This is a genomic window from Nonomuraea sp. NPDC050643 (assembly GCF_040654715.1).
In the GTDB taxonomy this organism is placed as follows: Bacteria; Actinomycetota; Actinomycetes; order Streptosporangiales; family Streptosporangiaceae; genus Nonomuraea.
Genome location: NZ_JBFAIM010000082.1, coordinates 1 through 24859, shown reverse-complemented (window position 1 = coordinate 24859; position 24859 = coordinate 1). Strand labels below are relative to the sequence as shown.

General features: G+C 65.6%; 36 protein-coding genes. All 36 read right to left on the bottom strand.

What is annotated here, in order from left to right; all coding sequences use genetic code 11:
* Positions 1–15: 15 nt before the first annotated feature.
* A complete protein-coding gene (rpsK, locus tag AB0I15_RS57455) occupies positions 16–420 on the bottom strand; it encodes a 30S ribosomal protein S11 (RefSeq protein ID WP_020542285.1) in 405 nt (134 codons plus the stop codon).
* A 45-nt stretch (positions 421–465) separates the two neighbouring features.
* On the bottom strand, positions 466–846 hold the full coding sequence (gene rpsM, locus AB0I15_RS57450) for a 30S ribosomal protein S13 (protein ID WP_132617274.1): 381 nt from the start codon (positions 844–846) through the stop codon (positions 466–468).
* 222 nt (positions 847–1068) lie between these two features.
* Positions 1069–1182, bottom strand: coding sequence for a 50S ribosomal protein L36 (rpmJ, locus tag AB0I15_RS57445; RefSeq protein WP_003956441.1), 114 nt, complete (start codon positions 1180–1182; stop codon positions 1069–1071).
* Between the two features lie 24 nt (positions 1183–1206).
* Positions 1207–1428, bottom strand: a complete 222-nt coding sequence (gene infA, locus AB0I15_RS57440) for a translation initiation factor IF-1 (RefSeq protein WP_012887858.1) — start codon at positions 1426–1428, stop codon at positions 1207–1209.
* 282 nt (positions 1429–1710) lie between these two features.
* Positions 1711–2136, bottom strand: coding sequence for a hypothetical protein (locus AB0I15_RS57435; protein ID WP_358117039.1), 426 nt, complete (start codon positions 2134–2136; stop codon positions 1711–1713).
* Positions 2137–2238: 102 nt separating this feature from the next.
* Positions 2239–2667: a DUF1707 domain-containing protein gene (locus AB0I15_RS57430; RefSeq protein WP_358117037.1), complete on the bottom strand. Its 429-nt coding sequence runs from the start codon at positions 2665–2667 to the stop codon at positions 2239–2241.
* A gap of 16 nt (positions 2668–2683) precedes the next feature.
* On the bottom strand, positions 2684–3493 hold the full coding sequence (map, locus tag AB0I15_RS57425; RefSeq protein ID WP_358117034.1) for a type I methionyl aminopeptidase: 810 nt from the start codon (positions 3491–3493) through the stop codon (positions 2684–2686).
* Positions 3494–3605: 112 nt separating this feature from the next.
* Positions 3606–4256, bottom strand: coding sequence for an adenylate kinase (locus tag AB0I15_RS57420; RefSeq protein WP_358117030.1), 651 nt, complete (start codon positions 4254–4256; stop codon positions 3606–3608).
* Positions 4256–5560: a preprotein translocase subunit SecY gene (gene secY / locus AB0I15_RS57415; protein ID WP_358117028.1), complete on the bottom strand. Its 1305-nt coding sequence runs from the start codon at positions 5558–5560 to the stop codon at positions 4256–4258. Before secY ends, AB0I15_RS57420 begins: the two co-directional genes overlap by 1 nt.
* 171 nt (positions 5561–5731) lie before the next feature.
* Positions 5732–6187 (bottom strand): 50S ribosomal protein L15, encoded by a 456-nt coding sequence (rplO, locus tag AB0I15_RS57410; protein WP_358117026.1) that lies wholly within the window; start codon positions 6185–6187, stop codon positions 5732–5734.
* A gap of 2 nt (positions 6188–6189) precedes the next feature.
* Positions 6190–6372 carry a 50S ribosomal protein L30 gene (rpmD, locus tag AB0I15_RS57405; RefSeq protein ID WP_080043226.1) on the bottom strand — a complete coding sequence of 61 codons (183 nt, stop codon included), beginning with the start codon at positions 6370–6372 and terminating at the stop codon, positions 6190–6192.
* Between the two features lie 2 nt (positions 6373–6374).
* Positions 6375–7004 (bottom strand): 30S ribosomal protein S5, encoded by a 630-nt coding sequence (rpsE, locus tag AB0I15_RS57400; protein WP_103960875.1) that lies wholly within the window; start codon positions 7002–7004, stop codon positions 6375–6377.
* Positions 7005–7031: 27 nt separating this feature from the next.
* Entirely contained in the window at positions 7032–7415 is a 384-nt protein-coding gene (gene rplR, locus AB0I15_RS57395; protein WP_103960876.1) for a 50S ribosomal protein L18, read from the bottom strand.
* 2 nt (positions 7416–7417) lie between these two features.
* On the bottom strand, positions 7418–7960 hold the full coding sequence (rplF, locus tag AB0I15_RS57390; protein ID WP_358117022.1) for a 50S ribosomal protein L6: 543 nt from the start codon (positions 7958–7960) through the stop codon (positions 7418–7420).
* A gap of 16 nt (positions 7961–7976) precedes the next feature.
* Entirely contained in the window at positions 7977–8375 is a 399-nt protein-coding gene (gene rpsH, locus AB0I15_RS57385) for a 30S ribosomal protein S8 (protein ID WP_138670600.1), read from the bottom strand.
* Between the two features lie 246 nt (positions 8376–8621).
* Entirely contained in the window at positions 8622–8807 is a 186-nt protein-coding gene (locus AB0I15_RS57380) for a type Z 30S ribosomal protein S14 (protein WP_090769707.1), read from the bottom strand.
* 4 nt (positions 8808–8811) lie between these two features.
* Positions 8812–9387, bottom strand: a complete 576-nt coding sequence (rplE, locus tag AB0I15_RS57375; protein WP_358117019.1) for a 50S ribosomal protein L5 — start codon at positions 9385–9387, stop codon at positions 8812–8814.
* Positions 9387–9683 carry a 50S ribosomal protein L24 gene (gene rplX / locus AB0I15_RS57370; protein ID WP_358117122.1) on the bottom strand — a complete coding sequence of 99 codons (297 nt, stop codon included), beginning with the start codon at positions 9681–9683 and terminating at the stop codon, positions 9387–9389. The genes rplE and rplX overlap by 1 nt, the downstream gene beginning before the upstream one ends.
* A gap of 11 nt (positions 9684–9694) precedes the next feature.
* A complete protein-coding gene (rplN, locus tag AB0I15_RS57365) occupies positions 9695–10066 on the bottom strand; it encodes a 50S ribosomal protein L14 (RefSeq protein WP_106253399.1) in 372 nt (123 codons plus the stop codon).
* A 195-nt stretch (positions 10067–10261) separates the two neighbouring features.
* On the bottom strand, positions 10262–10555 hold the full coding sequence (gene rpsQ / locus AB0I15_RS57360; protein WP_358117016.1) for a 30S ribosomal protein S17: 294 nt from the start codon (positions 10553–10555) through the stop codon (positions 10262–10264).
* Positions 10548–10784: a 50S ribosomal protein L29 gene (gene rpmC, locus AB0I15_RS57355; RefSeq protein ID WP_080047279.1), complete on the bottom strand. Its 237-nt coding sequence runs from the start codon at positions 10782–10784 to the stop codon at positions 10548–10550. The genes rpsQ and rpmC overlap by 8 nt, the downstream gene beginning before the upstream one ends.
* Positions 10784–11203, bottom strand: coding sequence for a 50S ribosomal protein L16 (gene rplP, locus AB0I15_RS57350; protein WP_358117013.1), 420 nt, complete (start codon positions 11201–11203; stop codon positions 10784–10786). Before rplP ends, rpmC begins: the two co-directional genes overlap by 1 nt.
* Before the next feature lie 2 nt (positions 11204–11205).
* Positions 11206–12057: a 30S ribosomal protein S3 gene (gene rpsC / locus AB0I15_RS57345; protein ID WP_358117010.1), complete on the bottom strand. Its 852-nt coding sequence runs from the start codon at positions 12055–12057 to the stop codon at positions 11206–11208.
* A complete protein-coding gene (rplV, locus tag AB0I15_RS57340; protein ID WP_103960883.1) occupies positions 12057–12410 on the bottom strand; it encodes a 50S ribosomal protein L22 in 354 nt (117 codons plus the stop codon). Before rplV ends, rpsC begins: the two co-directional genes overlap by 1 nt.
* Before the next feature lie 31 nt (positions 12411–12441).
* Positions 12442–12720: a 30S ribosomal protein S19 gene (gene rpsS / locus AB0I15_RS57335; RefSeq protein ID WP_138670606.1), complete on the bottom strand. Its 279-nt coding sequence runs from the start codon at positions 12718–12720 to the stop codon at positions 12442–12444.
* Between the two features lie 11 nt (positions 12721–12731).
* Positions 12732–13568, bottom strand: a complete 837-nt coding sequence (rplB, locus tag AB0I15_RS57330; RefSeq protein ID WP_358117007.1) for a 50S ribosomal protein L2 — start codon at positions 13566–13568, stop codon at positions 12732–12734.
* Between the two features lie 102 nt (positions 13569–13670).
* A complete protein-coding gene (rplW, locus tag AB0I15_RS57325) occupies positions 13671–13973 on the bottom strand; it encodes a 50S ribosomal protein L23 (RefSeq protein WP_125644678.1) in 303 nt (100 codons plus the stop codon).
* A complete protein-coding gene (rplD, locus tag AB0I15_RS57320) occupies positions 13973–14623 on the bottom strand; it encodes a 50S ribosomal protein L4 (RefSeq protein WP_358117004.1) in 651 nt (216 codons plus the stop codon). The genes rplW and rplD overlap by 1 nt, the downstream gene beginning before the upstream one ends.
* Positions 14620–15273, bottom strand: a complete 654-nt coding sequence (rplC, locus tag AB0I15_RS57315; protein WP_358117001.1) for a 50S ribosomal protein L3 — start codon at positions 15271–15273, stop codon at positions 14620–14622. The genes rplD and rplC overlap by 4 nt, the downstream gene beginning before the upstream one ends.
* Positions 15274–15287: 14 nt before the next feature.
* Positions 15288–15596, bottom strand: a complete 309-nt coding sequence (gene rpsJ, locus AB0I15_RS57310) for a 30S ribosomal protein S10 (RefSeq protein ID WP_012887830.1) — start codon at positions 15594–15596, stop codon at positions 15288–15290.
* Between the two features lie 253 nt (positions 15597–15849).
* Positions 15850–17043 (bottom strand): elongation factor Tu, encoded by a 1194-nt coding sequence (gene tuf, locus AB0I15_RS57305; RefSeq protein ID WP_358116998.1) that lies wholly within the window; start codon positions 17041–17043, stop codon positions 15850–15852.
* Between the two features lie 147 nt (positions 17044–17190).
* Positions 17191–19290 carry an elongation factor G gene (gene fusA, locus AB0I15_RS57300; RefSeq protein WP_358116995.1) on the bottom strand — a complete coding sequence of 700 codons (2100 nt, stop codon included), beginning with the start codon at positions 19288–19290 and terminating at the stop codon, positions 17191–17193.
* A 36-nt stretch (positions 19291–19326) separates the two neighbouring features.
* A complete protein-coding gene (gene rpsG / locus AB0I15_RS57295) occupies positions 19327–19797 on the bottom strand; it encodes a 30S ribosomal protein S7 (RefSeq protein ID WP_138670613.1) in 471 nt (156 codons plus the stop codon).
* Between the two features lie 2 nt (positions 19798–19799).
* On the bottom strand, positions 19800–20174 hold the full coding sequence (gene rpsL, locus AB0I15_RS57290) for a 30S ribosomal protein S12 (protein WP_020542315.1): 375 nt from the start codon (positions 20172–20174) through the stop codon (positions 19800–19802).
* Positions 20175–20741: 567 nt separating this feature from the next.
* Positions 20742–24617, bottom strand: coding sequence for a DNA-directed RNA polymerase subunit beta' (locus AB0I15_RS57285; RefSeq protein WP_358116992.1), 3876 nt, complete (start codon positions 24615–24617; stop codon positions 20742–20744).
* 17 nt (positions 24618–24634) lie between these two features.
* Positions 24635–24859, bottom strand: a 225-nt coding sequence (locus AB0I15_RS57280; protein WP_358116989.1) for a hypothetical protein, incomplete at its 5' end; no start/stop codon positions are given.

Sequence of the window (24859 nt, the reverse complement as noted above, 5' to 3'; positions counted from 1 at the left end):
ATCTCCTGGGCTAATTCAGACGCGGCGGCGCTTGGGCGGACGGCAGCCGTTGTGCGGAACCGGGGTGACGTCCTGGATCGAACCCACTTCGAGGCCGGTGGCCTGCAGCGAGCGGATCGCGGTCTCACGGCCGGAGCCGGGGCCCTTGACGAAGACGTCGACCTTACGCATGCCGTGCTCCATGGCGCGGCGGGCGGCGTTCTCGGCGGCCATCTGAGCGGCGAACGGGGTGGACTTACGGGAGCCCTTGAAACCCACGTGGCCGGCGCTGGCCCAGGAGATCACGTTCCCGTTGGGGTCGGTGATCGAGACGATCGTGTTGTTGAACGTGCTCTTGATGTGGGCGTGCCCGTGAGCGACGTTCTTCTTTTCCTTGCGGCGCACCTTCTTGGGCGCACCCTGACGGCTCTTAGGAGGCATCCTTTGCCTTCACTCCTGAGGTCTTCGGTCCCGCGGCTGCGTGGACTACTTCTTACCGGGCTTCTTCTTGCCGGCGACGGTCTTCTTCTTGCCCTTACGGGTGCGCGCGTTGGTCTGCGTGCGCTGACCGTGGACCGGCAGGCCCTTACGGTGCCGGATGCCCTGGTAGCAACCGATTTCGATCTTGCGGCGGATGTCGGCCTGGACCTCGCGGCGCAGGTCACCCTCGATCTTGTAGTTCGCCTCGATGTAGTCACGCATCGGGACGAGCTCGGTGTCGGAGAGCTGGTGCACGCGGAGGTCGCCGCTCACGCCGGTGGCCTGGAGGATCTCCTGGGCGCGGGTGCGGCCGATTCCGTAGATGTAGGTGAGAGCGATCTCCAGCCGCTTGTCGCGGGGGAGGTCGACGCCAACCAGGCGAGCCATGGTCGGGCATTCTCCTTCGTTGTGGCGGAGGTCTTGCGCCCCACTACCCCTCCCCATGCCCGGGGTGAGGGCCCCGGCCTCCGACCGGGGGTCTTCCAAGTGGTTCGAGCCCTGTGAGACAAGGCCCGCCTGCTCGAGTGTGAGACGCGACTACTGATTGCAGGCTCCTCATACGTCGAGCCCGCTCCCTGATGGGGCGGACTCGGAGAAGCCTTGCGGCGACTAACCCTGACGCTGCTTGTGGCGCAGGTTGTCGCAGATCACCATGACGCGACCGTGCCGGCGAATCACCTTGCACTTGTCGCAGATCTTCTTGACGCTCGGCTTTACCTTCATTGTCCTTCGTGTTCCTCAGACGTCTTACTTGTATCGGTAGACGATCCGCCCACGACTCAAGTCGTAGGGGCTCAGTTCAACGACTACCCGGTCGTCGGGGAGGATTCGGATGTAGTGCATCCGCATCCGCCCGCTGATGTGGGCCAGGACTTTGTGGCCGTTGTCGAGCTGCACCCGGAACATGGCGTTCGGGAGCGATTCGACCACAGTGCCCTCGATCTCGATGGCGCCGTCTTTCTTGGCCAAAATTCCTCGCGTTTCACTGATCGGTCGTCTGAGGCTCCGGTTCACTACGCAGCCGCGACCTTCACGCTTCGAAGAGAGCGACGATCGACAACGATCGTCGACGCGTGACAAGTCATAGTGAGCCGACTAAGGAGTGTACGACACCTGAGCCTAAAACGCGAAACGCGTGCCAGGTGTCCTGACACAACCATCGGATAGTCTACCCCACCCGCCAACCGCCGAACACACAGCGGAAGACCCGCCGAGGGAGAGACTCGGCGGGCCTTCCAGGGAATGGGGCTCCTAGTAGATGCGGTGCACCGAACCGCAGTACTTGAACTTGCCGCCCCAGCAGGTGTAGGTGTACAGCCGCTTGATGCCCTTGACGCTCCACTGGTGGTGGTAGGAGCCGTTCCACGCGTAGTAGCGCTTGCCGGAGCCGCCGTTCTTGAAGTCGTAGCGGAACCAGACGTAGCCCTTCTTCGGCGTGAACTCCTTGCCGTACCAGTGGGTGTAGACCCGGCCGCCCTTGCTCCAGGTCTTCCCGTAGGTGTACGCCTTCTTGTTGCTCGAGTAGTACTTGCCCCAGTTCCCCATGGAGCTCGTCGCCTGGCCGGCGGTGGCGGTGGCGGTGGCGCCGGTGGCGGACGCCTGCGCGGCGGGGGCCACGGCGAGTCCGGCGAGGGAGATCGAGCCGGCGAGGGCGGCGGCTGCAAGGATCTTGCGCATGTGGTTTCCTCCGTGAGTCGTGTTCCAGACACAGCTCACGTTAGGAAGCCGGACATATCCGCACTGCGCACGAATGCACACAGTGCACTACTGCACAGAGTCCTATGATCGCTTATTGTGATCGTTGCCGAAGATGGTGCTGGCCAGCAGGATCACACCCCAGGGGCCCATCACCCACAGCGGCCAGGGATAGATCAGGTCGCCCGAGGTGAGGCTCACGATCAGCCAGATCACCCAGTTGATGCCGCTGGCCACGGCCCAGGCGCTCCAGGCCGCCCGCATGCCGGTGTGCATGCCACGCTGGGCGGGGGCCGCGCTGCTCGCCTTGACGGGCAGGTGGCGCAGGTCCACGTCCGGCAGGTCCACCGTTAACTTGGCCAGCTCACCATAGGTCTTGCTCTTGTAGAGCTCTTCGAGTCGCTCGTTGAACTCGTCCATCGTGATGCGACCCTGCGCGGTGTGCTCGCGGAGGATGGCGGCGACACGATCGCGGTCGACGTCGGAGGCACGCATCTCGGGGCTGTTCGCCATCCCCACCCACTCCCGGCTAGTTCTGCAGTTGTGCCAGGCGCTCTTTGCCCCCGTCTAGGGCGGTCAGCACCCAAGGACCATTATGTGTCACGGCGACGCTGTGCTCGAAGTGTGCGGACGCCTTGCCGTCGATCGTGACCACGGTCCACTCGTCGGGCAGCACGCGCGTGCGCTCGGTGCCCAGGTTCACCATGGGCTCGATGGCCAGGCACATGCCCTCTTCGAGAGCCGGGCCCCTGCCGGGTTTGCCGTGGTTGGCGATCCACGGGTCCATGTGCATCTCGGTGCCGATGCCGTGGCCGCCGTACTCGGGCGGGATGCCGAAGCGGCCCTGCGACTTGACGTAGCGTTCGACCTCGTAGCCGATGTCGGACAGGTGGCGGCCGGGCGTCAGCGCGGCGATGCCGCGCCACATGGCCTCCTCGGTGATCCGCATCAGCTCGGTCAGCTTGGGGCCGACCTCGCCGACCGGGACCGTGACGGCGGAGTCACCGTGCCAGCCTTCCAGGATGGCGCCGCAGTCGATCGAGATGATGTCGCCCTCGCGCAGCTCGCGGGCGTTGGTCGGGATGCCGTGCACCACCTCGTCGTTCACCGACGCGCAGATGGTCGCGGGAAAGCCCTGATAGCCCTTGAAGGACGGGATCGCGCCCTCGTCCCTGATCGCCTTCTCGGCGATGACGTCGAGGTCGAGCGGCGTCATTCCGGGCCGCACAGAACGCCTCAGCAGATCGAGCGTGCGCCCGACCACGAGGCCCGCCGCGCGCATCTTCTCGAGTTGCTCCGGCGACTTGATCTGGATCCCGTGCTTGTTGCGTTTGAACATCGTCTGCCCCCCTGGGTCTCAACGGGCCACTGCGGGGGCCCAATTCCCCCCACAATAACCGCGAGGTGGCACGGAACACCGTGCCACCTCCGCAATCGGTCGTGCTGGAGAGCTAGCCCATGAACGGCCGGATCGCGTCCATGGCCCGCTGAGTGACCTCTTCGACCGGGCCGGTCGCGTCGACGCCCACCAGGATGCCCTCGTCGGCGTAGTAGGAGACCAGCGGTGCAGTCTGCTCCTGGTAGACCTCCAGGCGGTGCCTGACGGTCTCCTCCTTGTCGTCGTCACGCTGGAAGAGCGCGCCCCCGCACGCGTCGCACTTGTCGTCCTTCTTGTCATCGAACTCGACGTGCCAGATGCGGCCGCACTGGCTGCAGGTGCGCCGGCCGGCCAGCCGCCTGACCACCTCGTCGTCGTCGACGACGAGTTCGAGAACGAGGTCGAGCGCCTGGCCCCAGTCCTTGAGCATGTCGCGCAGGATCTCCGCCTGCGCGACGTTCCTCGGGAAGCCGTCGAGCAGGAACCCGTCCTGCGCGTCGTCTTCGGACAGACGGTCACGGACCATGGCGATGGTGACCTCGTCGGGCACCAGGTCACCACGGTCCATGAACGTCTTGGCCAGCTTGCCAAGGTCCGTGCCGCCGGAAACGTTGGCACGGAAGATGTCACCTGTCGAGATTTTCGGGATGGACAGGTTCGATGCGATGTACTGGGCCTGTGTCCCCTTACCCGCTCCGGGGGGCCCGACCAGAACGAGACGCACTACCGCAGGAAACCTTCGTAGTTACGCTGCTGAAGCTGGCTCTCGATCTGCTTCACCGTGTCCAGGCCGACGCCTACCATGATCAGAATGCTCGTCCCTCCGAACGGGAAGTTCTGGCTCGCACCGGCCACCGCCAGCGCGACGATCGGGACCATGGAGATCAGACCCAGATAGAGCGCGCCGGGCGCGGTCAGACGGGTGAGCACGAAGTTCAGGTATTCAGCCGTCGGCCGGCCGGGGCGGATGCCCGGAATGAAACCACCGTACTTCTTCATGTTGTCGGCGACTTCAGTGGGGTTGAACGTGATCGACACGTAGAAGTACGTGAAGAAGATGATCAACAGGAAGAACGTGGTCATGTAGATGGGCGTGTCGCCCGTGGCCAGGTTCTGCGAGATCCACTGGATCACCATGTTGTCGCTCGTCTGGAACAGCGAGGTGATGAGCTGTGGCAGGTAGAGCAGCGAGGACGCGAAGATGACCGGGATGATGCCGGCCTGGTTGACCTTCAGCGGGATGTACGTCGACGTGCCGCCGTACATCCTGCGGCCCACCATGCGCTTGGCGTACTGGACCGGGATGCGGCGCTGCGCCTGCTCGACGAAGACCACCGCGGCGATCATGAAGATGCCGACCACCATGACGACCGCGAAGGTGAACTTGTTGGCCTGGAAGATGTTGCTCAGCTCGGAGGGGAAGACCGCGACGACCTGAGTGAAGATCAGGATCGACATTCCGTTGCCGACGCCACGGTCGGTGATGAGCTCACCGAGCCACATGATGACCGACGTGCCGGCCGTCATGATGACGACCATCGTGACGATGCTGAAGATGTCTTCAGGGTCCAGCAGGACGTCCTGCTGGCAGTTCGGGAAAAGCTGGCCGGTACGGGCCAGGGCGATGAAGGCGGTCGACTGGAGAACGGCGAGCCCGATCGTCAGATAACGCGTATACTGCGTGATCTTCGTCTGTCCGGACTGGCCTTCCTTCTTGAGCGCCTCAAGACGTGGAATGACCACGACGAGCAATTGCAGAATGATGCTCGCGGTGATGTACGGCATGATGCCCAGCGCGAACACAGACAGCTTCAGCAGCGCGCCGCCGCTGAACAGCTGAACCATCCCGTAGATGTTGCCGGTTTCGCCACTACGGGCCTGGTCGAAACAGGCGGCGAGGTTCTGGACGTGGACTCCCGGGGTCGGCAGAACCGAGCCGAGACGGAAAAGCGCGATGATGCCCAGGGTGAAGAGCAACTTCTTGCGCAGGTCCGGTGTCCGGAACGCCCGGGTAAACGCGGTCAGCACGGTCCCTCCTGCGCGCCTTTACGGCGTTGTGAGTAAGCGATGGTGCGGGGATCTGCCATCTGAAGTCTCATTGTCAAACGAGCCGGACAGAAGCCTGCCGTCTCGCGAACTCTAACGCACTACGGGCGTGGGGGCCCATTGTCAGGGCCCCCACGCCTCGTCATAGCGTTACTACAGCTCGGTAACGGAACCACCGGCAGCGGCGATCTTCTCCTTCGCGGCGGACGAGAAGGCGTGAGCCTGCACGTTCACCGCGACCGAGATCTCACCGGTGCCGAGGACCTTCACGAGCTGGTTCTTGCGAACAGCACCCTTGGCGACCAGCGACTCGACGGTGACCTCGCCACCGTCGGGGAACAGCTCGCCCAGCCTGTCAAGGTTGACGACCTGGTAGGTCGTCTTGAACAGGGCGTTGGAGAAGCCCTTGAGCTTCGGCAGACGCCTCTGCAGCGGCACCTGGCCACCCTCGAAGCCGAGGGGGACCGTGGTACGGGCGCGGCTGCCCTTGGTACCGCGACCGGCCGTCTTACCCTTGGACGCCTCGCCACGACCCTTACGGATCTTGGACTTGTTGGCGCCAGGGGCGGGACGCAGGTCGTGAATCTTCAGCGGAGCCTTGTCAGTCATGACTAGTCGACCTCTTCCACCTCGACGAGGTGCGTCACCACGGAGACCATCCCGCGAATCTCGGGCCGGTCCTCCTTGACGACGACGTCGCCGATTCGCTTCAGGCCAAGCGAACGCAGCGAGTCACGCTGGTTCTGCTTGCCACCGATCTTCGAGCGAACCTGAGTGATCTTCAGGCGTGCCATGACTAGCTCACCGCCTTGGCGGCCGCAGCCTCGGCCAGACCCTCGCGCTGAGCCTTCAGCATGGCGGCCGGAGCCACGTCCTCGATCGGCAGGCCACGGCGGGCGGCGATCTCCTCGGGCCGGGAAAGGCCCTTCAGAGCCGCCACGGTGGCGTGCACGATGTTGATCGGGTTGTCCGAGCCGAGCGACTTGGACAGCACGTCGTGGATGCCGGCGCACTCGAGCACCGCACGCACCGGGCCACCGGCGATGACGCCGGTACCGGCCGAGGCCGGACGCAGGAAGACGACACCGGCCGCCTCTTCGCCCTGCACCGTGTGCGGGATCGTGCCCTGGATCCGAGGCACCTTGAAGAAGTGCTTCTTCGCCTCTTCGACACCCTTGGCGATCGCCGCGGGGACTTCCTTGGCCTTGCCGTATCCGACGCCGACCAGGCCGTTGCCGTCACCGACGACGACGAGGGCGGTGAAGCTGAAGCGACGACCACCCTTCACGACCTTGGCCACTCGGTTGATCTTCACTACGCGCTCGATGTACGAGACGCCCTTGTCGGCGGCGCCACCGCGGCGATCGTCACGACGGTCCCGCCGCTCGCCACCGGTGCCGCCACCGCGACGCGGAGCTGCAGCCATCAGTGGTTCCTCATCTCAGTTGCCATGTCAGAATTCCAGCCCGCCTTCGCGGGCGCTGTCCGCCAGCGCGGCGATGCGACCGGCGTAGCGGTTGCCACCACGGTCGAAGACGACCGCCGTGATCCCGGCTTCCTTGGCCCGCTGAGCGAGGAGCTCGCCGACCTTCTTGGCCTTCTCCGTCTTGTCCGCCTCCAGCGTGCGCAGCGACGGGTCCATGGTGGACGCGCTCACCAGCGTGTGGCCGACGGTGTCGTCCACGATCTGGACGAACATGTGACGGGTGGAACGGTTGACGACCAGGCGCGGACGCGCGGTCGTGCCTACGACGTTCTTGCGGACGCGGCGGTGCCGGCGGGCCCGCGAGACGGTGCGGGCAGCCGTGTGCTTGCTGAACGCAGTCTTCGGAGCCATGCCTACTTACCAGCCTTTCCGACCTTGCGGCGGATCTGTTCGCCCTGGTAACGCACGCCCTTGCCCTTGTACGGGTCAGGCTTGCGCAACTTGCGGATGTTGGCCGCGACCTCGCCGACCTTCTGCTTGTCGATGCCGTCCACGTGGAACAGGGTCGGCTTCTCGACGCGGAAGACGACGCCCTCGGGGGCGTCGACGATGACCGGGTGACTGAAGCCCAGAGAGAACTCCAGCTGCGTCGGGCCCTTGGCCTGAACGCGGTAACCCACGCCGACGATCTCAAGGCTCTTGGAGTAGCCCTGAGTGACGCCCTGCACCATGTTGGCGATCAGCGTCCTCGACAGGCCGTGCAGCGCACGGACCTTGTTCTCGTCGTTCGGCCTGGAGACGGCGATGGCGCCGTCGTCGTCGCGCCCGACCGTAATAGGGTCGGCGACCTTGTGAGTGAGCGTGCCCTTCGGGCCCTTGACCTGGACATCCTGGCCGTCGATCGTGATGTCAACGCCATTCGGCACAGGGATGGGCAGCCGTCCGATTCGCGACATGCTGTGTTCCTCCCCTCTACCAGACGTAGGCGAGGACTTCCCCGCCCACACCACGCTTGCCGGCCTGCTTGTCGGTCATGAGGCCGTGGGACGTCGAGATGATCGCGACGCCCAGTCCGCCCAGGACTCGAGGCAGGTTGTCCTTCTTCGCATAAACCCGCAGACCGGGCTTGGAAACCCGGCGCAGGCCCGCGAGCGAACGCTCACGGGTAGGCCCGAACTTGAGCTCCACCACGAGGTTCTTTCCAACCTTGGCGTCCTCGACGGTCCAAGCCTGGATGTAACCCTCCTGCTGGAGGATCTCGGCGATGTGCGCCTTGATCTTCGAGTACGGCATCGACACACTTTCGTGGTACGCCGAATTCGCATTACGCAGACGCGTGAGCATGTCTGCGATCGGGTCGGTCATCGTCATGGCCAGTGGCCTTCCTCGCCGCGGTTTCCAGTCGGCCAAGCAGCGCTCTGCCGGTGGACCTTCGGCGCGGTCACGGACGCCCGTGAAGGGCGCCCTGTTTCTTCTGTGAAATATGAATGCCTGGCGGGACGGCACGAGGCCGCCCCTCAGGGTAACCGGCAAATAACCTGCTCATCGCCGTGCCGCCCCCGATGAAGCCTCTTTGAGGCCGTGAGGACGGCGCCGGCCGCAGATCTGTTGCCGGACCTACCAGCTCGACTTGGTGATGCCGGGCAGCTCGCCCCGGTGCGCCATCTCGCGGAAGCACACGCGGCAGAGCCCGAACTTGCGGTAGACGGCGCGCGGCCGGCCACAACGCGTGCAACGGGTGTACGCCCGGACCTCGAACTTCTGCTTGCGCCCCGCCTTGGCGATCAGCGACTTCTTCGCCATTGGATCAGGCCTCCTTGAACGGGAAGCCGAGGAGCTTCAGCAGCGCCCGGCCCTGGTCGTCGTTCTTCGCCGTGGTCACGATCGTGATGTCCATGCCCCGCGGCCGGTCGACCTTGTCCTGGTCGACCTCGTGGAACATGACCTGCTCGGTCAGACCGAAGGTGTAGTTGCCGTTGCCGTCGAACTGCTTGGGCGACAGGCCGCGGAAGTCCCGGATACGGGGCAGGGCCAGCGCGAGCAGGCGGTCGAGGAACTCCCACATGCGGTCGCCGCGCAGCGTGACGTGCGCGCCGATCGGCATGCCCTCACGCAGCTTGAACTGCGCGATGGACTTGCGGGCCCGGACGACGGCCGGCTTCTGACCGGTGATCACGGTGAGGTCGCGAACGGCGCCCTCGATCAGCTTCGAGTCACGAGCCGCCTCGCCGACGCCCATGTTGACCTTGACCTTGGTCAGGGCGGGGATCTGCATGACGTTCTCGATGCCGAACTGCTCGCGAAGCTGGGCCGCGATCTCCTCGCGGTACTTCGTCTTGAGTCGCGGCGTCGGACGCTCGGTCTCAGTGGTGGTGGCGGTCATCAGCTGTCCTCACCCGTCGTCTCGTCGGCCTTCTTCTCGTCGGCCTTCTTCTCGGCGGGCTTGTCGTCCTTGAGCTTCTTCACGTTCGAGACGTGGATGGGGGCCTCCATGGTCTGCACGCCGCCGGTCTTGGCGCCGCGCGGACCCTGGTGGGTCTCCTTGGCGTGCTTCTTGATCATGTTGACGCCCTCGATCACCACGCGGTCCTCGCGCGGGTACGTGGCGATGACGTGACCCTTGGCACCCTTGTCCTTGCCGGCGATGACCTGGACCAGGTCACCCTTCTTCACATGCAACGACTTCGGCATTACAGCACCTCCGGGGCGAGCGAGATGATGCGCATGAACTTCTTGTCGCGCAGCTCGCGGCCGACCGGGCCGAAGATACGAGTGCCACGAGGGTCACCGCTGTCCTTGATGATGACGGCGGCGTTCTCGTCGAAGCGGATGTAGGAGCCGTCGGGCCGGCGCCGCTCCTTGACCGTGCGGACGATGACGGCCTTGACCACATCGCCCTTCTTGACGCCCGTGCTGCCCGGCAGCGCGTCCTTGACAGTGGCGACGATGATGTCGCCGATACCGGCGTAGCGTCGGCCCGAGCCACCGAGAACACGGATGCAAAGGATTTCCTTCGCCCCCGTGTTGTCGGCGACCTTGAGCCGCGACTCCTGCTGGATCACGTTGAACTCCTGTTAGTCGCGCCGGTTCTCATTACTGAGCCTGGCGGAACCTGTCATTGTCTTGTTCCTCCGGCCACAGCGCCCCTGAGAGCGCCGCACCGCAGGCGACGCGAGGCCGAGGGCCTCGCGTCCTTGGACGCCGTCATGGGGGCTCTCAGAGCCCCCACGAGGCGCGGTATATCCGAGAAGACGGTGTTACTTGGCCTTCTCGAGGATCTCCACGACCCTCCACCGCTTGGTGGCGGAGAGGGGGCGGGTCTCCATCAGCAGCACGCGGTCGCCGACGCCACAGGCGTTGGCCTCGTCGTGCGCCTTGTACTTGGTCGTACGGCGGATGACCTTGCCGTACAGACGGTGCTTCACGCGGTCCTCGACGGCGACGACGACGGTCTTGTCCATCTTGTCGCTGACGACGAGGCCCTCGCGAACCTTGCGGAAGTGCCGGGACTCAGTGGTCTCGGCGGTCTCGGTGGTCTCGGTCTCAGCCATCGCTCGTCTCCTTCTCGACCGTGACGATGCCCAGCTCGCGCTCGCGCATCACGGTGTAGATACGGGCGATCTCGCGGCGGACGGCACGCAGCCGCCCGTGGCTCTCCAACTGACCGGTCGCCGCCTGGAAGCGGAGGTTGAACAGCTCCTCCTTGGCTTCCTTGAGCTTCTGGACCAGGGTGTCCTGGTCTTCCACTCGCAGCTCGCCGGCGGTCAGGCCCTTAGCCATCACGCCTCACCCACTTCACGCTTAACGATCTTGCACTTCATCGGCAGCTTGTGGATCGCCCTGGTGAGCGCCTCACGCGCGACCGACTCCGCCACGCCGGACAGCTCGAACATCACGCGTCCGGGCTTGACGTTGGCGATCCACCACTCCGGCGAACCCTTACCGGAACCCATGCGGGTCTCGGCCGGCTTCTTGGTGAGCGGACGGTCGGGGTAGATGTTGATCCACACCTTGCCGCCACGGCGGATGTGACGGGTCATGGCGATACGAGCCGACTCGATCTGGCGGTTGGTCACATAGGAGTGCTCCATCGCCTGAATGCCGAACTCGCCGAACACGACCCTGGTGCCGCCCTTGGCGGCTCCGCTGCGGTCAGGCCGGTGCTGCTTGCGGTGCTTGACCCTGCGCGGGATCAGCATGGTCAGCTCCCTTCAGCACCCGGCTGCGCAGCCGGGCCGGTCTCGGGGGCGGCCTGCGAGGCCGCCTCAGTGCGGGGGGCGCGGTCGCCACGGCCGCCACCACGACGGGGACGGTCGCCACCACCACGACGGGGACGGTCGCCACCGCCGCCGCCACCGCGACGGTCGTCGCGGTCACGACGCTGGCCGGCGCGAGCACCGGCGGCAGCCGCCTCGCGCTCGGCGCGGCTGGTGGGGGCCTCACCCTTGTAGATCCAGACCTTCACGCCGATGCGGCCGAAGGTGGTGCGGGCCTCGTAGAAGCCGTAGTCGATGTCCGCGCGGAGGGTGTGCAGCGGCACGCGGCCCTCGCGGTAGAACTCCGACCGGGACATCTCAGCGCCGCCGAGACGACCGGAGCACTGGACACGGATGCCCTTGGCGCCGGACTTCATGGCGGACTGCATCGCCTTGCGCATGGCACGGCGGAACGAGACACGGCTGGACAGCTGCTCGGCGACACCCTGAGCGACGAGCTGAGCGTCGATCTCCGGGTTCTTGACCTCGAGGATGTTGAGCTGGACCTGCTTCTTGGTCAGCTTCTCGAGGTCGCCACGGATGCGGTCCGCCTCGGCGCCGCGACGGCCGATCACGATGCCGGGACGCGCGGTGTGGATGTCCACCTGCACGCGGTCCGTCGTGCGCTCGATCTCGACCTTGGAGATGCCGGCCCGCTCCATGCCCTTCTGCAGCATGCGGCGGATCGCCACGTCCTCGGCGACGTAGGACTTGTACAGCTTGTCGGCGTACCACCGGCTCTTGAAGTCGGTCGTGATGCCGAGGCGGAACCCGTGCGGGTTAACCTTCTGGCCCACTATCGGGTCCTTCCCTTCGGCTCGCGGGACTCCACGATCACGGTGATGTGGCTCGTCCGCTTGTTGATCCGATAGGCGCGACCCTGTGCACGCGGACGGAACCGCTTCAGCGTCGGGCCCTCGTCGACCCACGCGCGGCTCACGACGAGCGTGCTGGGGTCGAGATCGAAGTTGTGCTCGGCATTCGCCATGGCGCTGCTGAGCACCTTGTAGATCGGCTCGCTCGCCGACTGGGGAGCGAACTGCAGCACGGCCTGCGCCTCCGAAGCGGGCAGCCCGCGAATAAGGTCCACCACGCGGCGGGCCTTGAGGGGCGTGACGCGGACGAACCGCGCCTGAGCCCTGGCTTCCATCGCTTACTCCTCTAAATGCTTCTGAAGGCGTCTATCGCCGGCTGCGCCGGTCGTCCTTGACGTGACTGCGGAACGTCCGCGTGGGGGCGAACTCTCCGAGCTTGTGGCCGATCATCGACTCGGTGACGAACACCGGGACGTGCTTGCGGCCGTCGTGCACGGCGATCGTGTGCCCGAGCATGTCGGGAACGATCATGGAGCGCCGCGACCACGTCTTGATGACGGTTTTGGTGCCCTTCTCGTTCTGGACGTCGACCTTCTTCTGAAGGTGCTCGTCCACGAAGGGACCCTTCTTAAGGCTACGTGGCATTTCGGCTGCTCCTACCGCTTCTTCCTCTTGGACCGACGGCGGATGATCAGCCTGTCGCTGGCCTTGTTCGCCTGACGGGTACGGCCCTCGGGCTTGCCCTTGGGGTTCACCGGGTGACGACCGCCGGAGGTCTTACCCTCACCACCACCGTGCGGGTGGTCGACGGGGTTCATCGCGACACCGCGGACGGTCGGGCGCTTGCCCTTCCACCGCATACGGCCGGCCTTGCCCCAGTTGATGTTGGCCTGCTCGGCATTGCCGACCTGGCCCACCGAGGCGCGGCAGCGAACGTCCACCATGCGCATCTCGCCGGACGGCATACGCAGCGTGGCGTAGGTGCCCTCCTTGGCGAGGAGCTGGATCTGGGCGCCCGCCGAGCGGCCGAGCTTGGCGCCGCCGCCCGGACGGAGCTCCACCGCGTGGATGAAGGTACCCGTCGGGATGTTGCGCAGCGGCAGGCAGTTGCCCGGCTTGATGTCGGCCGCGGGGCCGTTCTCGATGCGGTCGCCCTGCTTGAGGCCCGTCGGCGCGATGATGTAGCGCTTCTCGCCGTCGGCGTAGTGGAGCAGAGCGATGTTGGCGGTGCGGTTGGGGTCGTACTCGATGTGAGCGACCTTGGCCGGAATGCCGTCCTTGTCATGCCTCCGGAAGTCAATGATCCGGTAGGCGCGCTTGTGACCGCCGCCTTGGTGGCGCGCGGTGACCCGGCCGTGTACGTTGCGGCCGCCCTTGCTGTGAAGGGGCGCAAGCAACGACTTCTCAGGGGTGCTGCGGGTGATCTCGGAGAAGTCCGAGACACTCGATCCGCGGCGACCTGGAGTCGTCGGCTTGTACTTACGGATGCCCATCTTTTTCGTTCATCCTTCGTCGGTTACATGGGTGAGCCCGCCGCGCGTAAGCGCGACGGTCTCAGCCCCGCGAGCCTCGCGGCCCGCTACCTTCTATGGCTGTCAGCCGATCTGACCGAAGATGTCGATCCGATCGCCCTCCACCAGGCTCACAATCGCGCGCTTGGTGTCGGGACGCTTGCCGAAACCGGTGCGGGTGCGCTTGCGCTTGCCCTGCCGGTTGATGGTGTTCACGCTGGTGACCTTGACCCCGAAGATCTGCTCAACGGCGATCTTGACCTGGGTCTTGTTCGCGGTCTTGCGCACCAGGAACGTGTACTTGTTGTTCTCATCGATCAGGCCGTAGCTCTTCTCAGAGACGACCGGCTTGATGATGATGTCGCGCGGGTCGGCGATCTTCTCCATCAGGCCTCTTCCTTCCCGCTGTTGCTCAGGCGAGCGATGACCTGGTCGTACGCCTCCTGCGTGAAGACCACGTCGTCGTGCACGAGCACGTCGTAGGTGTTGAGCTGCCCGGCGTCCAGCAGGTGGACCTCGGGGGCGTTGCGCAGGCTCATCCAGGTCAGCTCGTCGTTCTCGTCGACGACGACGAGAACGCGCGGAGCCTGGGTGATCTTACGGAGCGCCTCCAGGGCGGCCTTCGTCTTGGGGGTCTCGCCCGCAAGCAGCGAGCTGACCACGTGGACGCGACCGCCGCCGGCCCTGTCGGAGAGGGCCCCACGCAGCGCGGCGGCCTTCATCTTCTTGGGCGTCCGCTGCGAGTAGTCGCGCGGCACGGGGCCGTGCACGACGCCGCCGCCGGCGAACTGCGGAGCGCGGGTCGAGCCCTGACGGGCGCGGCCGGTGCCCTTCTGGCGGTACGGCTTCTTGCCGCCGCCGGAGACCTCACCACGGGTCTTGGCCTTGTGGGTGCCCTGCCGGCGAGCGGCGAGCTGGGCCACGACCACCTGGTGGATCAGTGGGACGTTGACCTTCGCGCCGAAGATGTCCTCGGGCAGGTCGACGGTGCCGGTCTTCGCGCCGCTGGCGTCGAGGACGTCAATAGTGGTGCTCACTTGGCAGCCCCCTTCTTGGCAGCGGTACGGACGAGGACCAGGCTGCCGTTGGCGCCGGGGATCGCACCCTTGATCAGGATGAGACCGTTCTCGATGTCAACGGAGTGAACCTTCAGGCTCTGCACGGTGGTGCGGACGTTACCCATCCGGCCAGCCATGCGCAGACCCTTGAATACGCGGCCCGGAGTGGCGCAGCCACCGATGGAACCCGGCGAGCGGTGCTTGCGCTGCGTACCGTGCGAGGCGCTCAGACCCTTGAAGCCGTGACGCTTCATGACACCGGCGAAGCCCTTGCCCTTGCTCTTGCCCGTCACATCGACGAACTGGCCGGTCTCGAAGGTGTCGGCCAGCAGTTCCTGGCCCAGGGTGTAGTCGCCCGCGTCATCGGTGCGGATCTCCGCGAAGTAACGTCGCGGGGTGATGTCGTGCTTACGCAGGTAGTCGCCGAGCGGCTTGTTGACCTTCCGGGGGTCGACCTGCCCGAAGCCGAGCTGGATGGCGGAGTAGCCGTCCTTCTCTGCGGTGCGGACCCGGGTCACCACGCACGGACCGGCCTCCACCACGGTGACCGGAACCATCCGGTTGTCCGCGTCGAAGACCTGGGTCATGCCGAGCTTCTTGCCCAGGACGCCCTTGATCGTCTTAGCCATGTCAGTGCGTTCCCTCAGAGCTTGATCGAAATGTCGACACCCGCGGGGAGGTCGAGCCGCATGAGCGAGTCAACCGTCTTGGGGGTCGGGTCGATGATGTCAATCAGCCGCTTGTGCGTGCGCATCTCGAAGTGCTCGCGGCTGTCCTTGTACTTGTGCGGCGAGCGGATGACGCAGTACACGTTCTTCTCGGTCGGCAGCGGCACCGGGCCCGCGACCTTCGCGCCAGTCCGCGTCACCGTCTCGACGATCTTCTTGGCCGAGCTATCGATGACCTCGTGGTCATAGGCCTTAAGCCGGATGCGGATCTTCTGTCCCGCCATAATGGCCTCGGTGTCCTTCGCTGTCGTCTGAAAAAGTATCGTGCGGCCTGTTGCCGCTGTACGTGCAGGTCGAAGCCTGCGTGACCCCACGAGGCAGACGCATGTGATCTGCCTTTTCTTCCGTGATCCGGCAGTGACTTCGGTCACTTCCGGGCCGAAGCGACTGCTGGATCACGGCGCTAGGCGCGGGGCCTGTCAATCAGTGCGGCGGTCGGTCCCTGGTCCGGGGCCGACCGCCGCCCCGACGGTCTAGCTACTTGATGATCTTCACGACCCGGCCGGCGCCGACGGTGCGGCCACCCTCACGGATCGCGAACTTGAGGCCTTCCTCCATGGCGATGGGCTGGATCAGCTCAACGCGCATTTCGGTGTTGTCGCCCGGCATGACCATCTCGGTGCCCTCGGGGAGGTTCACCACACCGGTCACGTCCGTCGTACGGAAGTAGAACTGCGGGCGGTAGTTGTTGAAGAACGGCGTGTGGCGACCGCCCTCGTCCTTGGACAGGATGTAGACCTGGCCGGTGAACTCGGTGTGCGGGGTCGTCGTGCCCGGCTTGATGATGCACTGGCCGCGCTCGACGTCGTCACGCTTGATACCACGCAGCAGCAGGGCGGCGTTGTCGCCGGCCTGGCCCTCGTCGAGCATCTTGTTGAACATCTCGATGCTGGTGACGGTGGTGGTCGTCTTCGATTCCTTGATACCGATGATGTCAACCTGCTCGTTGACCTTCACGATACCGCGCTCGATACGGCCGGTGACGACCGTGCCGCGACCGGTGATCGAGAAGACGTCCTCGACCGGCATGAGGAACGGCTTCTCCGTCTCACGCGGGGGCTCGGGGACGTTCTCGTCGACGGCGTCCATCAGCTCGATGATGCTGTCGGCCCACTTCTCGTCGCCCTCAAGAGCCTTGAGCGCGGAGACGCGGATGACGGGCAGGTCGTCGCCGGGGAACTCCTGAGCCGACAGGAGCTCACGGACCTCGAGCTCGACGAGCTCCAGGATCTCCTCGTCGTCCACCATGTCGGACTTGTTGAGGGCCACGACGATGTAGGGGACGCCGACCTGGCGGGCCAGGAGGACGTGCTCCTTGGTCTGCGGCATCGGGCCGTCGGTGGCGGCGACCACCAGGATGGCGCCGTCCATCTGAGCGGCACCGGTGATCATGTTCTTCACGTAGTCGGCGTGACCAGGGCAGTCAACGTGAGCGTAGTGACGCTTCTCCGTCTGGTACTCGACGTGCGCGATGGAGATCGTGATGCCGCGAGCCTTCTCCTCGGGCGCCTTGTCGATCTTGTCGAACGGAGTCGCCTTGTTGAGCTCGGGGAAACGGTCGTGAAGCACCTTGGTGATCGCCGCGGTCAGCGTGGTCTTGCCGTGGTCGATGTGTCCAATGGTGCCGATGTTCATGTGCGGCTTAGTCCGCTCGAACTTGGCCTTGCCCACTGGTTCTCTCCTTGAGAATCTGACTGACTTTCGTCTACACACTCGGGCCCGGGAACTCCCGAACCCCTTGGCGGTGGGGCGGCTTCGCACCACCCCACCAGGGACCAGGACTGAAGTCCTGAACCGGTCTCGGCGACCGGACCAGGACTATTCGCCCCGGGCCTTCGCGACGATCTCCTTGGCGATGCCCGGAGGCACCTCCGAGTAGGAGTCGAACTGCATGCTGTAGCTCGCGCGCCCCTGCGTCTTGCTACGAAGGTCGCCCACGTAGCCGAACATCTCATTCAGCGGCACGAGCGCCGTGATGACGCGGGCGCCTGCGCGCTCGTCCATCGACTGGATCTGCCCGCGGCGGCCGTTGAGGTCGCCGATGACATCACCCATGTAGTCCTCGGGCGTGGTGACCTCGACCGACATCGTCGGCTCGAGAAGCACCGCGTCTGCCTTGCGAGCGGCCTCCTTGAAGGCCATCGACCCGGCGATCTTGAACGCCATCTCCGAGGAGTCCACGTCGTGGGCGGCACCGTCGGTCAGCGTAACCTTCACGCCCACCATCGGGTAACCGGCCAGCACACCGAACTCGGCGGCCTCCTGGGCGCCGGCGTCGACCGAGGGGATGTACTCCCTCGGGACGCGGCCACCCGTGACCTTGTTCTCGAACTCGTAGCCGTCGTTGCCTTCGCCCAGCGGTTCGAGGTTGATGATCACCCGCGCGAACTGACCGGAACCACCGGTCTGCTTCTTGTGGGTGTAGTCGACCTTCTCCACCTTGCGGCGGATGGTCTCGCGGTAGGCGACCTGAGGCCGGCCGACGTTCGCCTCGACCTTGAACTCGCGACGCATACGGTCGACGAGGATCTCGAGGTGAAGCTCGCCCATGCCCCAGATGACCGTCTGACCGGTCTCCTCGTCACGGCGGACCTGGAAGGACGGGTCCTCCTCGGCCAGTCGCTGGATCGCGATCGACAGCTTCTCCTGGTCGCCCTTGGTCTTGGGCTCGATCGCGACGTTGATGACCGGAGCCGGGAACGTCATCGACTCGAGCACGACCTGGTTCGACGGGTCCGAGAGGGTGTCACCGGTGGTGGTGTCCTTCAGGCCCATGACCGCCACGATCTGACCAGCGATCGCCGTGGGGCGCTCTTCGCGCTTGTTGGCGTGCATCTGGTAGATCTTGCCGATCCGCTCCTTCTTCCCCTTCACCGAGTTCACGACCTGGGATCCGGTCTCGAGCGTGCCCGAGTAGATGCGGATGTAGGTCAGCTTGCCCAGGTGCGGGTCGCTGGCGATCTTGAATGCCAGCGCGGAGAACGGCTCGGTCGGGTCCGCGTGACGCTCGATCACCTTCTCCTCGTTGCCGACCGCGTGGCCCTTGAAGGCCGGGATGTCGGTCGGGGCGGGGAGGTAGGCGACGATCGCGTCGAGCAGGGGCTGCACACCCTTGTTCTTGAACGCGGTGCCGCAGAGCACCGGGTTGATGGCGCTGGCCAGCGTGGCGCGGCGAATGGCCGCGACCAGCTGCTCCTCGCTGGGCTCCTGGCCCTCGAGGAAGAGCTCCATCAGCTCGTCGTCGTTCTCGGCGACCGTCTCGATGAGGCGGTCACGCCACTCGCGAGCGACCTCGGCGTGGTCGGACGGGATGTCGACGACGTCGTACATCTCGCCCTTGGCCGCCTCGGCGCTCCAAATGAGACCCTTCATCTTGATGAGGTCGATGACGCCCTTGAAGTCGGCCTCAACGCCCCACGGAAGCTGGATGACAGCCGGGGTGGCGCCCAGGCGGCTGATCATCATGTCGACGCAGCGGTGGAACTCCGCGCCGACCCGGTCCATCTTGTTGACGAAGCAGATCCGGGGAACCTCGTACCGGTCAGCCTGCCGCCACACCGTCTCCGACTGCGGCTCGACACCGGCGACGCCGTCGAACACGGCGACGGCACCGTCGAGGACGCGGAGCGAACGCTCCACCTCGATGGTGAAGTCGACGTGGCCCGGAGTGTCGATGATGTTGATCGTGTGACCGGTCCACTCACAGGTGGTCGCGGCCGACGTGATCGTGATGCCGCGCTCCTGCTCCTGCTCCATCCAGTCCATCGTGGCAGCGCCCTCGTGGACTTCACCGATCTTGTAGTTGATACCGGTGTAGAACAGGATGCGTTCGGTCGTGGTGGTCTTGCCCGCGTCGATATGGGCCATGATCCCGATGTTTCGGACCTTGGCCAGGTCAAGAGCGGTCGTGGTGGCCACTTCTCTCGCGTCCTCGTCGTCTCGTCGAACCCGCTGTTACCAGCGGTAGTGGGCGAAGGCCTTGTTGGACTCGGCCATCTTGTGGGTGTCCTCGCGCTTCTTGACACTCGCCCCGAGGCCGTTGCTGGCGTCGAGGAGCTCGTTCATGAGGCGCTCGGTCATGGTCTTCTCGCGGCGGGCGCGGGAGTACTGCACCAGCCAGCGCAGGGCCAGGGTGGTGCTGCGCGCGGCGCGCACCTCGACCGGCACCTGGTAGGTCGCGCCACCGACGCGGCGGCTGCGGACCTCGAGGGTGGGCTTGACGTTGTCAAGCGCGCGCTTCAGGGTGACGACCGGGTCGTTGCCCGTCTTGTCCCTGCAGCCCTCGAGGGCGCCGTAGACGATCGACTGCGCGATGGAGCGCTTGCCGTCCAGGAGCACCTTGTTGATAAGGGCGGTCACCAGCGGCGAGCTGTAAACCGGGTCAGACATGAGCTGACGACGGCCAGGAGAACCCTTACGAGGCATTGTTAGCTCTTCTCCTTCTTCGCGCCGTAGCGGCTACGGGCCTGCTTGCGGTTGCGGACACCCTGGGTGTCGAGCGAACCACGGATGATCTTGTAGCGAACACCAGGCAGGTCCTTCACACGACCGCCACGCACGAGCACGATGGAGTGCTCCTGCAGGTTGTGACCCACACCGGGGATGTAGGCCGTGACCTCGATGCCGTTCGTGAGCCGAACGCGGGCCACCTTGCGCAGTGCCGAGTTGGGCTTCTTCGGAGTCGTGGTGTAAACGCGCTGGCACACACCGCGCCGCTGCGGACTCCCCTTGAGGGCAGGAGTCTTGGTCTTGGAGACCTTGTCCTGCCGGCCCTTGCGGACCAACTGCTGAATAGTGGGCACTGCCACTCCGTTCGTGCTTGGCCGGTTTACGAAATGAGATCTTGCTTTTCGCAGGTTCTGCCGGTGTCATGACCTGCTGGTTTATCTTGTCTCGGCGCCCCCGCGCTCGGGCGTGTCGCGCTATTCGCACAGACACATCCGCGAGGACCACGAGCCAGGAGGCCGTCCTGCGCCCGCAATAGGCGCACGGCCGAGAGCCCGCAAGAAGACGGGCACGATGCTCAAGACTACCCAGGCCCATGCGACACGTCAAAACGGCGCGGCAATGCGGACAAGCCTTGCCACTCCGGATCGCCGGGGCCTATTTCATCCAGCCCATCTACAGCTCCGGCCCAATGATATAGGCCCCTGGGGTGTTCCGTCCCCAAGTCTGGTAACACCACGGAGACGGCCCACAGAGCGCCGTAGCGGCGGCCAGCCGCTGACGGGCTCAGATCCGTCTCCCTGGAAGGCCCCCGGCATGTACGGCGTCTGGGGCGGCCACGGCGCCGCGTAACGGACAAAAGCAGCGCGCCCGGGCCCCTCGTACGAGAGACCCGGGCGCGTCACCTGACGGCAACTAAGAAATCACCGGTTGTACTGGCCGAAGTCGTACTCCTCCAGCGGGACGGCCTCGCCGCTGCCCGTGCCGAAGGTGTAGTCGGCAGCCGAGCCGTCGTAACCACCGACGGTGTACATGGCCGCCTTGGCCTCCTCGGTGGGCTCCACCCGGATGTTGCGGTATTGGGGCATGCCCGTACCGGCCGGGATGAGCTTACCGATGATGACGTTCTCCTTCAGGCCCAGGAGCGAGTCGGACTTGGCGTGGATCGCCGCGTCCGTCAGGACCCTGGTCGTCTCCTGGAAGGAGGCCGCCGACAGCCACGACTCGGTGGCCAGCGACGCCTTCGTGATGCCCATGAGGACCGGACGACCGGCGGCGGGCGAACCGCCCTCGGCCACCGTCTCGCGGTTCATCAGCTCGAAGCGCGGACGCTCCACGAGCTCGCCGGGCAGCAGGTCGGTGTCGCCGGACTCGAGCACGTTCACGCGCTTGAGCATCTGGCGGACGATGATCTCGATGTGCTTGTCGTGGATCGACACACCCTGCGAGCGGTAGACCTGCTGGACCTCCGCCACCAGGTGCAGCTGCACGGCCCGCGGGCCGAGGATGCGCAGCACCTCGTTGGGGTTGACCGCACCGGCCACGAGCTGCTGGCCGACCGTGACGCGCTGGCCCTCCTGCACGAGCAGGCGGGAGCGCATCGAGACCGGGTAGGCGATCTCCTCCGACCCGTCGTCGGGGGTGATCACGATCTTCCTGGTCTTGTCGGTCTCGTCGATCCGGACCCGGCCCTCGGCCTCGGAGATCGGGGCGACACCCTTGGGGATGCGCGCCTCGAACAGCTCCGTGACACGGGGCAGACCGTGGGTGATGTCGGCGCCGGCCACACCACCGGTGTGGAACGTCCGCATCGTCAGCTGCGTGCCGGGCTCACCGATCGACTGGGCGGCGATGATGCCGACCGCCTCGCCGACGTCCACGAGCTTGCCGGTGGCCAGCGAACGGCCGTAGCAGGTCGCGCAGACACCGATCTTCGCCTCGCAGACCAGCGCGCTGCGGGTGCGCACGGTCTCGATGCCGGCCTCGACCAGCGCCGTGACGTGGTTGTCGTTGATGTCGACACCCGCCGGCACGATGACCTTGCCGTCGACCTCGACGTCCTCGGCCAGGATGCGGCCGTGCACGTTGGACTCGGCGTTCTCCGCCTTGACCAGGCCGCCGGACGCCTCCCGGTCGCCGACGTGCAGCGGGACCGCGCGGTCGGTGCCGCAGTCGATCTCACGCACGATGACGTCCTGGGCGACGTCCACCAGACGACGGGTCAGGTAACCCGAGTCGGCGGTACGCAGGGCGGTGTCGGCGAGACCCTTCCGCTGACCGTGGGTGGAGATGAAGTATTCCAGCACCGACAGGCCCTCGCGGAACGAGGCCTTGATCGGCCGCGGGATCGTCTCACCCTTGGTGTTGGACACCAGACCACGGATGCCGGCGATCTGCCGGACCTGCATCTTGTTACCACGGGCACCGGAGTTGACCATCATCCAGACCGGGTTGGTCGCCGGGAAGGCGTTGACCATGTCGGTCTCGACGTCGGCCGTCGCGTGCGTCCAGATCTCGATGAGCTCCTGACGGCGCTCCTCGTCGGTGATCAGACCGCGCTCGTACTCGCGCTGAACCTTGTCGGCCCGGCGCTCGTAGTTCTCCATGATGTCGGTCTTGTTGGGCGGCGCGACGACGTCCTCGATCGAGATCGTGACACCGGAGCGGGTCGCCCAGCGGAAGCCGGCGTCCTTGAGCGCGTCGAGCGAGTTGGCGACCTCGATCTTGGGGTAGGTCTCCGCCAGCTCGTTCACGATCGTGGACAGCTGCTTCTTGCCGACCTGGAAGTCGACGAACGGGTAGCTCGCGGGCAGCGTCTGGTTGAACAGGCACCGCCCGAACGTCGTCTCCAGGCGGATCGGGTCGCCCTGCTCCCAGCCCTCGGGAGCGACCCACTCGCGCGGAGGCAGGACGTCCTTCAGCCGGATCTGGATCTTCGCCTGGATCTCCAGCTCGCGGCGGTCGAAGGCCATCTGCGCCTCGGCGATCGAGCCGAACACGCGGCCCTCGCCCAGTGCCCCGTCCTTCTGGGTGGTCAGCCAGTAGAGGCCGATGACCATGTCCTGGGTGGGCATCGTCACGGGCTTGCCGTCGGCCGGCTTGAGGATGTTGTTGGTCGAGAGCATCAGGATGCGTGCCTCGGCCTGGGCCTCAGCCGACAGCGGCAGGTGCACGGCCATCTGGTCGCCGTCGAAGTCCGCGTTGAACGCGGTGCAGACGAGCGGGTGGATCTGGATGGCCTTGCCCTCGACGAGCTGCGGCTCGAACGCCTGGATGCCCAGACGGTGGAGCGTCGGTGCGCGGTTGAGCAGCACCGGGTGCTCGGTGATGACCTCTTCGAGCACGTCCCACACCACGGGGCGGGCGCGCTCGACCATCCGCTTGGCCGACTTGATGTTCTGGGCGTGGTTGAGATCCACGAGCCTCTTCATCACGAACGGCTTGAACAGCTCCAGCGCCATCTGCTTGGGCAGACCGCACTGGTGCAGCTTGAGCTGCGGGCCGACGACGATGACCGAACGGCCGGAGTAGTCGACTCGCTTGCCCAGCAGGTTCTGGCGGAAACGACCCTGCTTGCCCTTCAGCATGTCGCTGAGGGACTTCAGCGGCCGGTTGCCGGGACCGGTGACCGGGCGACCGCGGCGGCCGTTGTCGAACAGCGCGTCGACGGCCTCCTGGAGCATCCGCTTCTCGTTGTTCACGATGATCTCGGGCGCGCCGAGGTCGAGCAGACGCTTGAGGCGGTTGTTCCGGTTGATGACCCGGCGGTAGAGGTCGTTGAGGTCGGAGGTCGCGAACCGGCCACCGTCGAGCTGCACCATCGGGCGCAGGTCCGGCGGGATGACCGGGATGCAGTCGAGCACCATGCCGCGCGGCGAGTTGGTCGTGTTGAGGAACGCCGACACGACCTTGAGCCGCTTGAGGGCGCGGGCCTTCTTCTGGCCCTTGCCGCTGCGGATGGTCTCGCGCAGGTTCTCGGCCTCGGCGTCGAGGTCGAAGCTGATCAGGCGGTCCTGGATCGCCTGCGCGCCCATGCCGCCCTTGAAGTAGCGGCCGAAGCGGTCGCGCATCTCGCGGTAGAGCAGCTCGTCGCCCTCGAGGTCCTGGACCTTGAGGTTCTTGAAGCGGCTCCAGACCTCGTCGAGCCGGTCCAGCTCACGCTGGGCCCGGTCGCGGAGCTGACGCATCTCGCGCTCGGCGCCCTCACGGACCTTGCGGCGCTGGTCGCCCTTGGCGCCGGCGGCCTCGAGCTCGCCCAGGTCGGCCTCGAGCTTCTTCTGCCTGGCCTCGACGTCGGCGTCACGGCGCTGCTCGATGTGCTGCCGCTCGACGGAGATCTTCGCCTCGAGCGAGGGCAGGTCACGCTCACGCATCTCGGTGTCGACATGCGTGATCATGTAGGCCGCGAAGTAGATGACCTTCTCGAGGTCCTTCGGGGCCAGGTCGAGCAGGTAGCCGAGGCGCGACGGGACGCCCTTGAAGTACCAGATGTGCGTGACCGGGGCGGCCAGCTCGATGTGGCCCATCCGCTCACGACGCACCTTGGCGCGAGTCACCTCGACGCCACAGCGCTCACAGATGATGCCCTTGAAGCGGACGCGCTTGTACTTACCGCAGTAGCACTCCCAGTCGCGGGTCGGGCCGAAGATCTTCTCGCAGAAGAGCCCGTCCTTTTCCGGCTTGAGGGTTCGGTAGTTGATGGTCTCGGGCTTCTTGACCTCGCCGTGCGACCACTGACGAATGTCGTCGGCGGTCGCAAGACCGATCCTGAGCTCGTCGAAGAAGTTGACGTCTAGCATTTTGTGCGATCTCCCCCTCAGACTTCTTCCACGCTGCTCGGCTCACGCCGGGACAGGTCGATACCGAGCTCCTCCGCGGCGCGGAAGACGTCCTCGTCGGTGTCCCGCATCTCGATGGACATGCCGTCGCTGGAGAGCACCTCGACGTTCAGGCACAGCGACTGCATTTCCTTGATGAGGACCTTGAAGGACTCCGGGATGCCCGGCTCGGGGATGTTCTCGCCCTTGACGATGGCCTCATA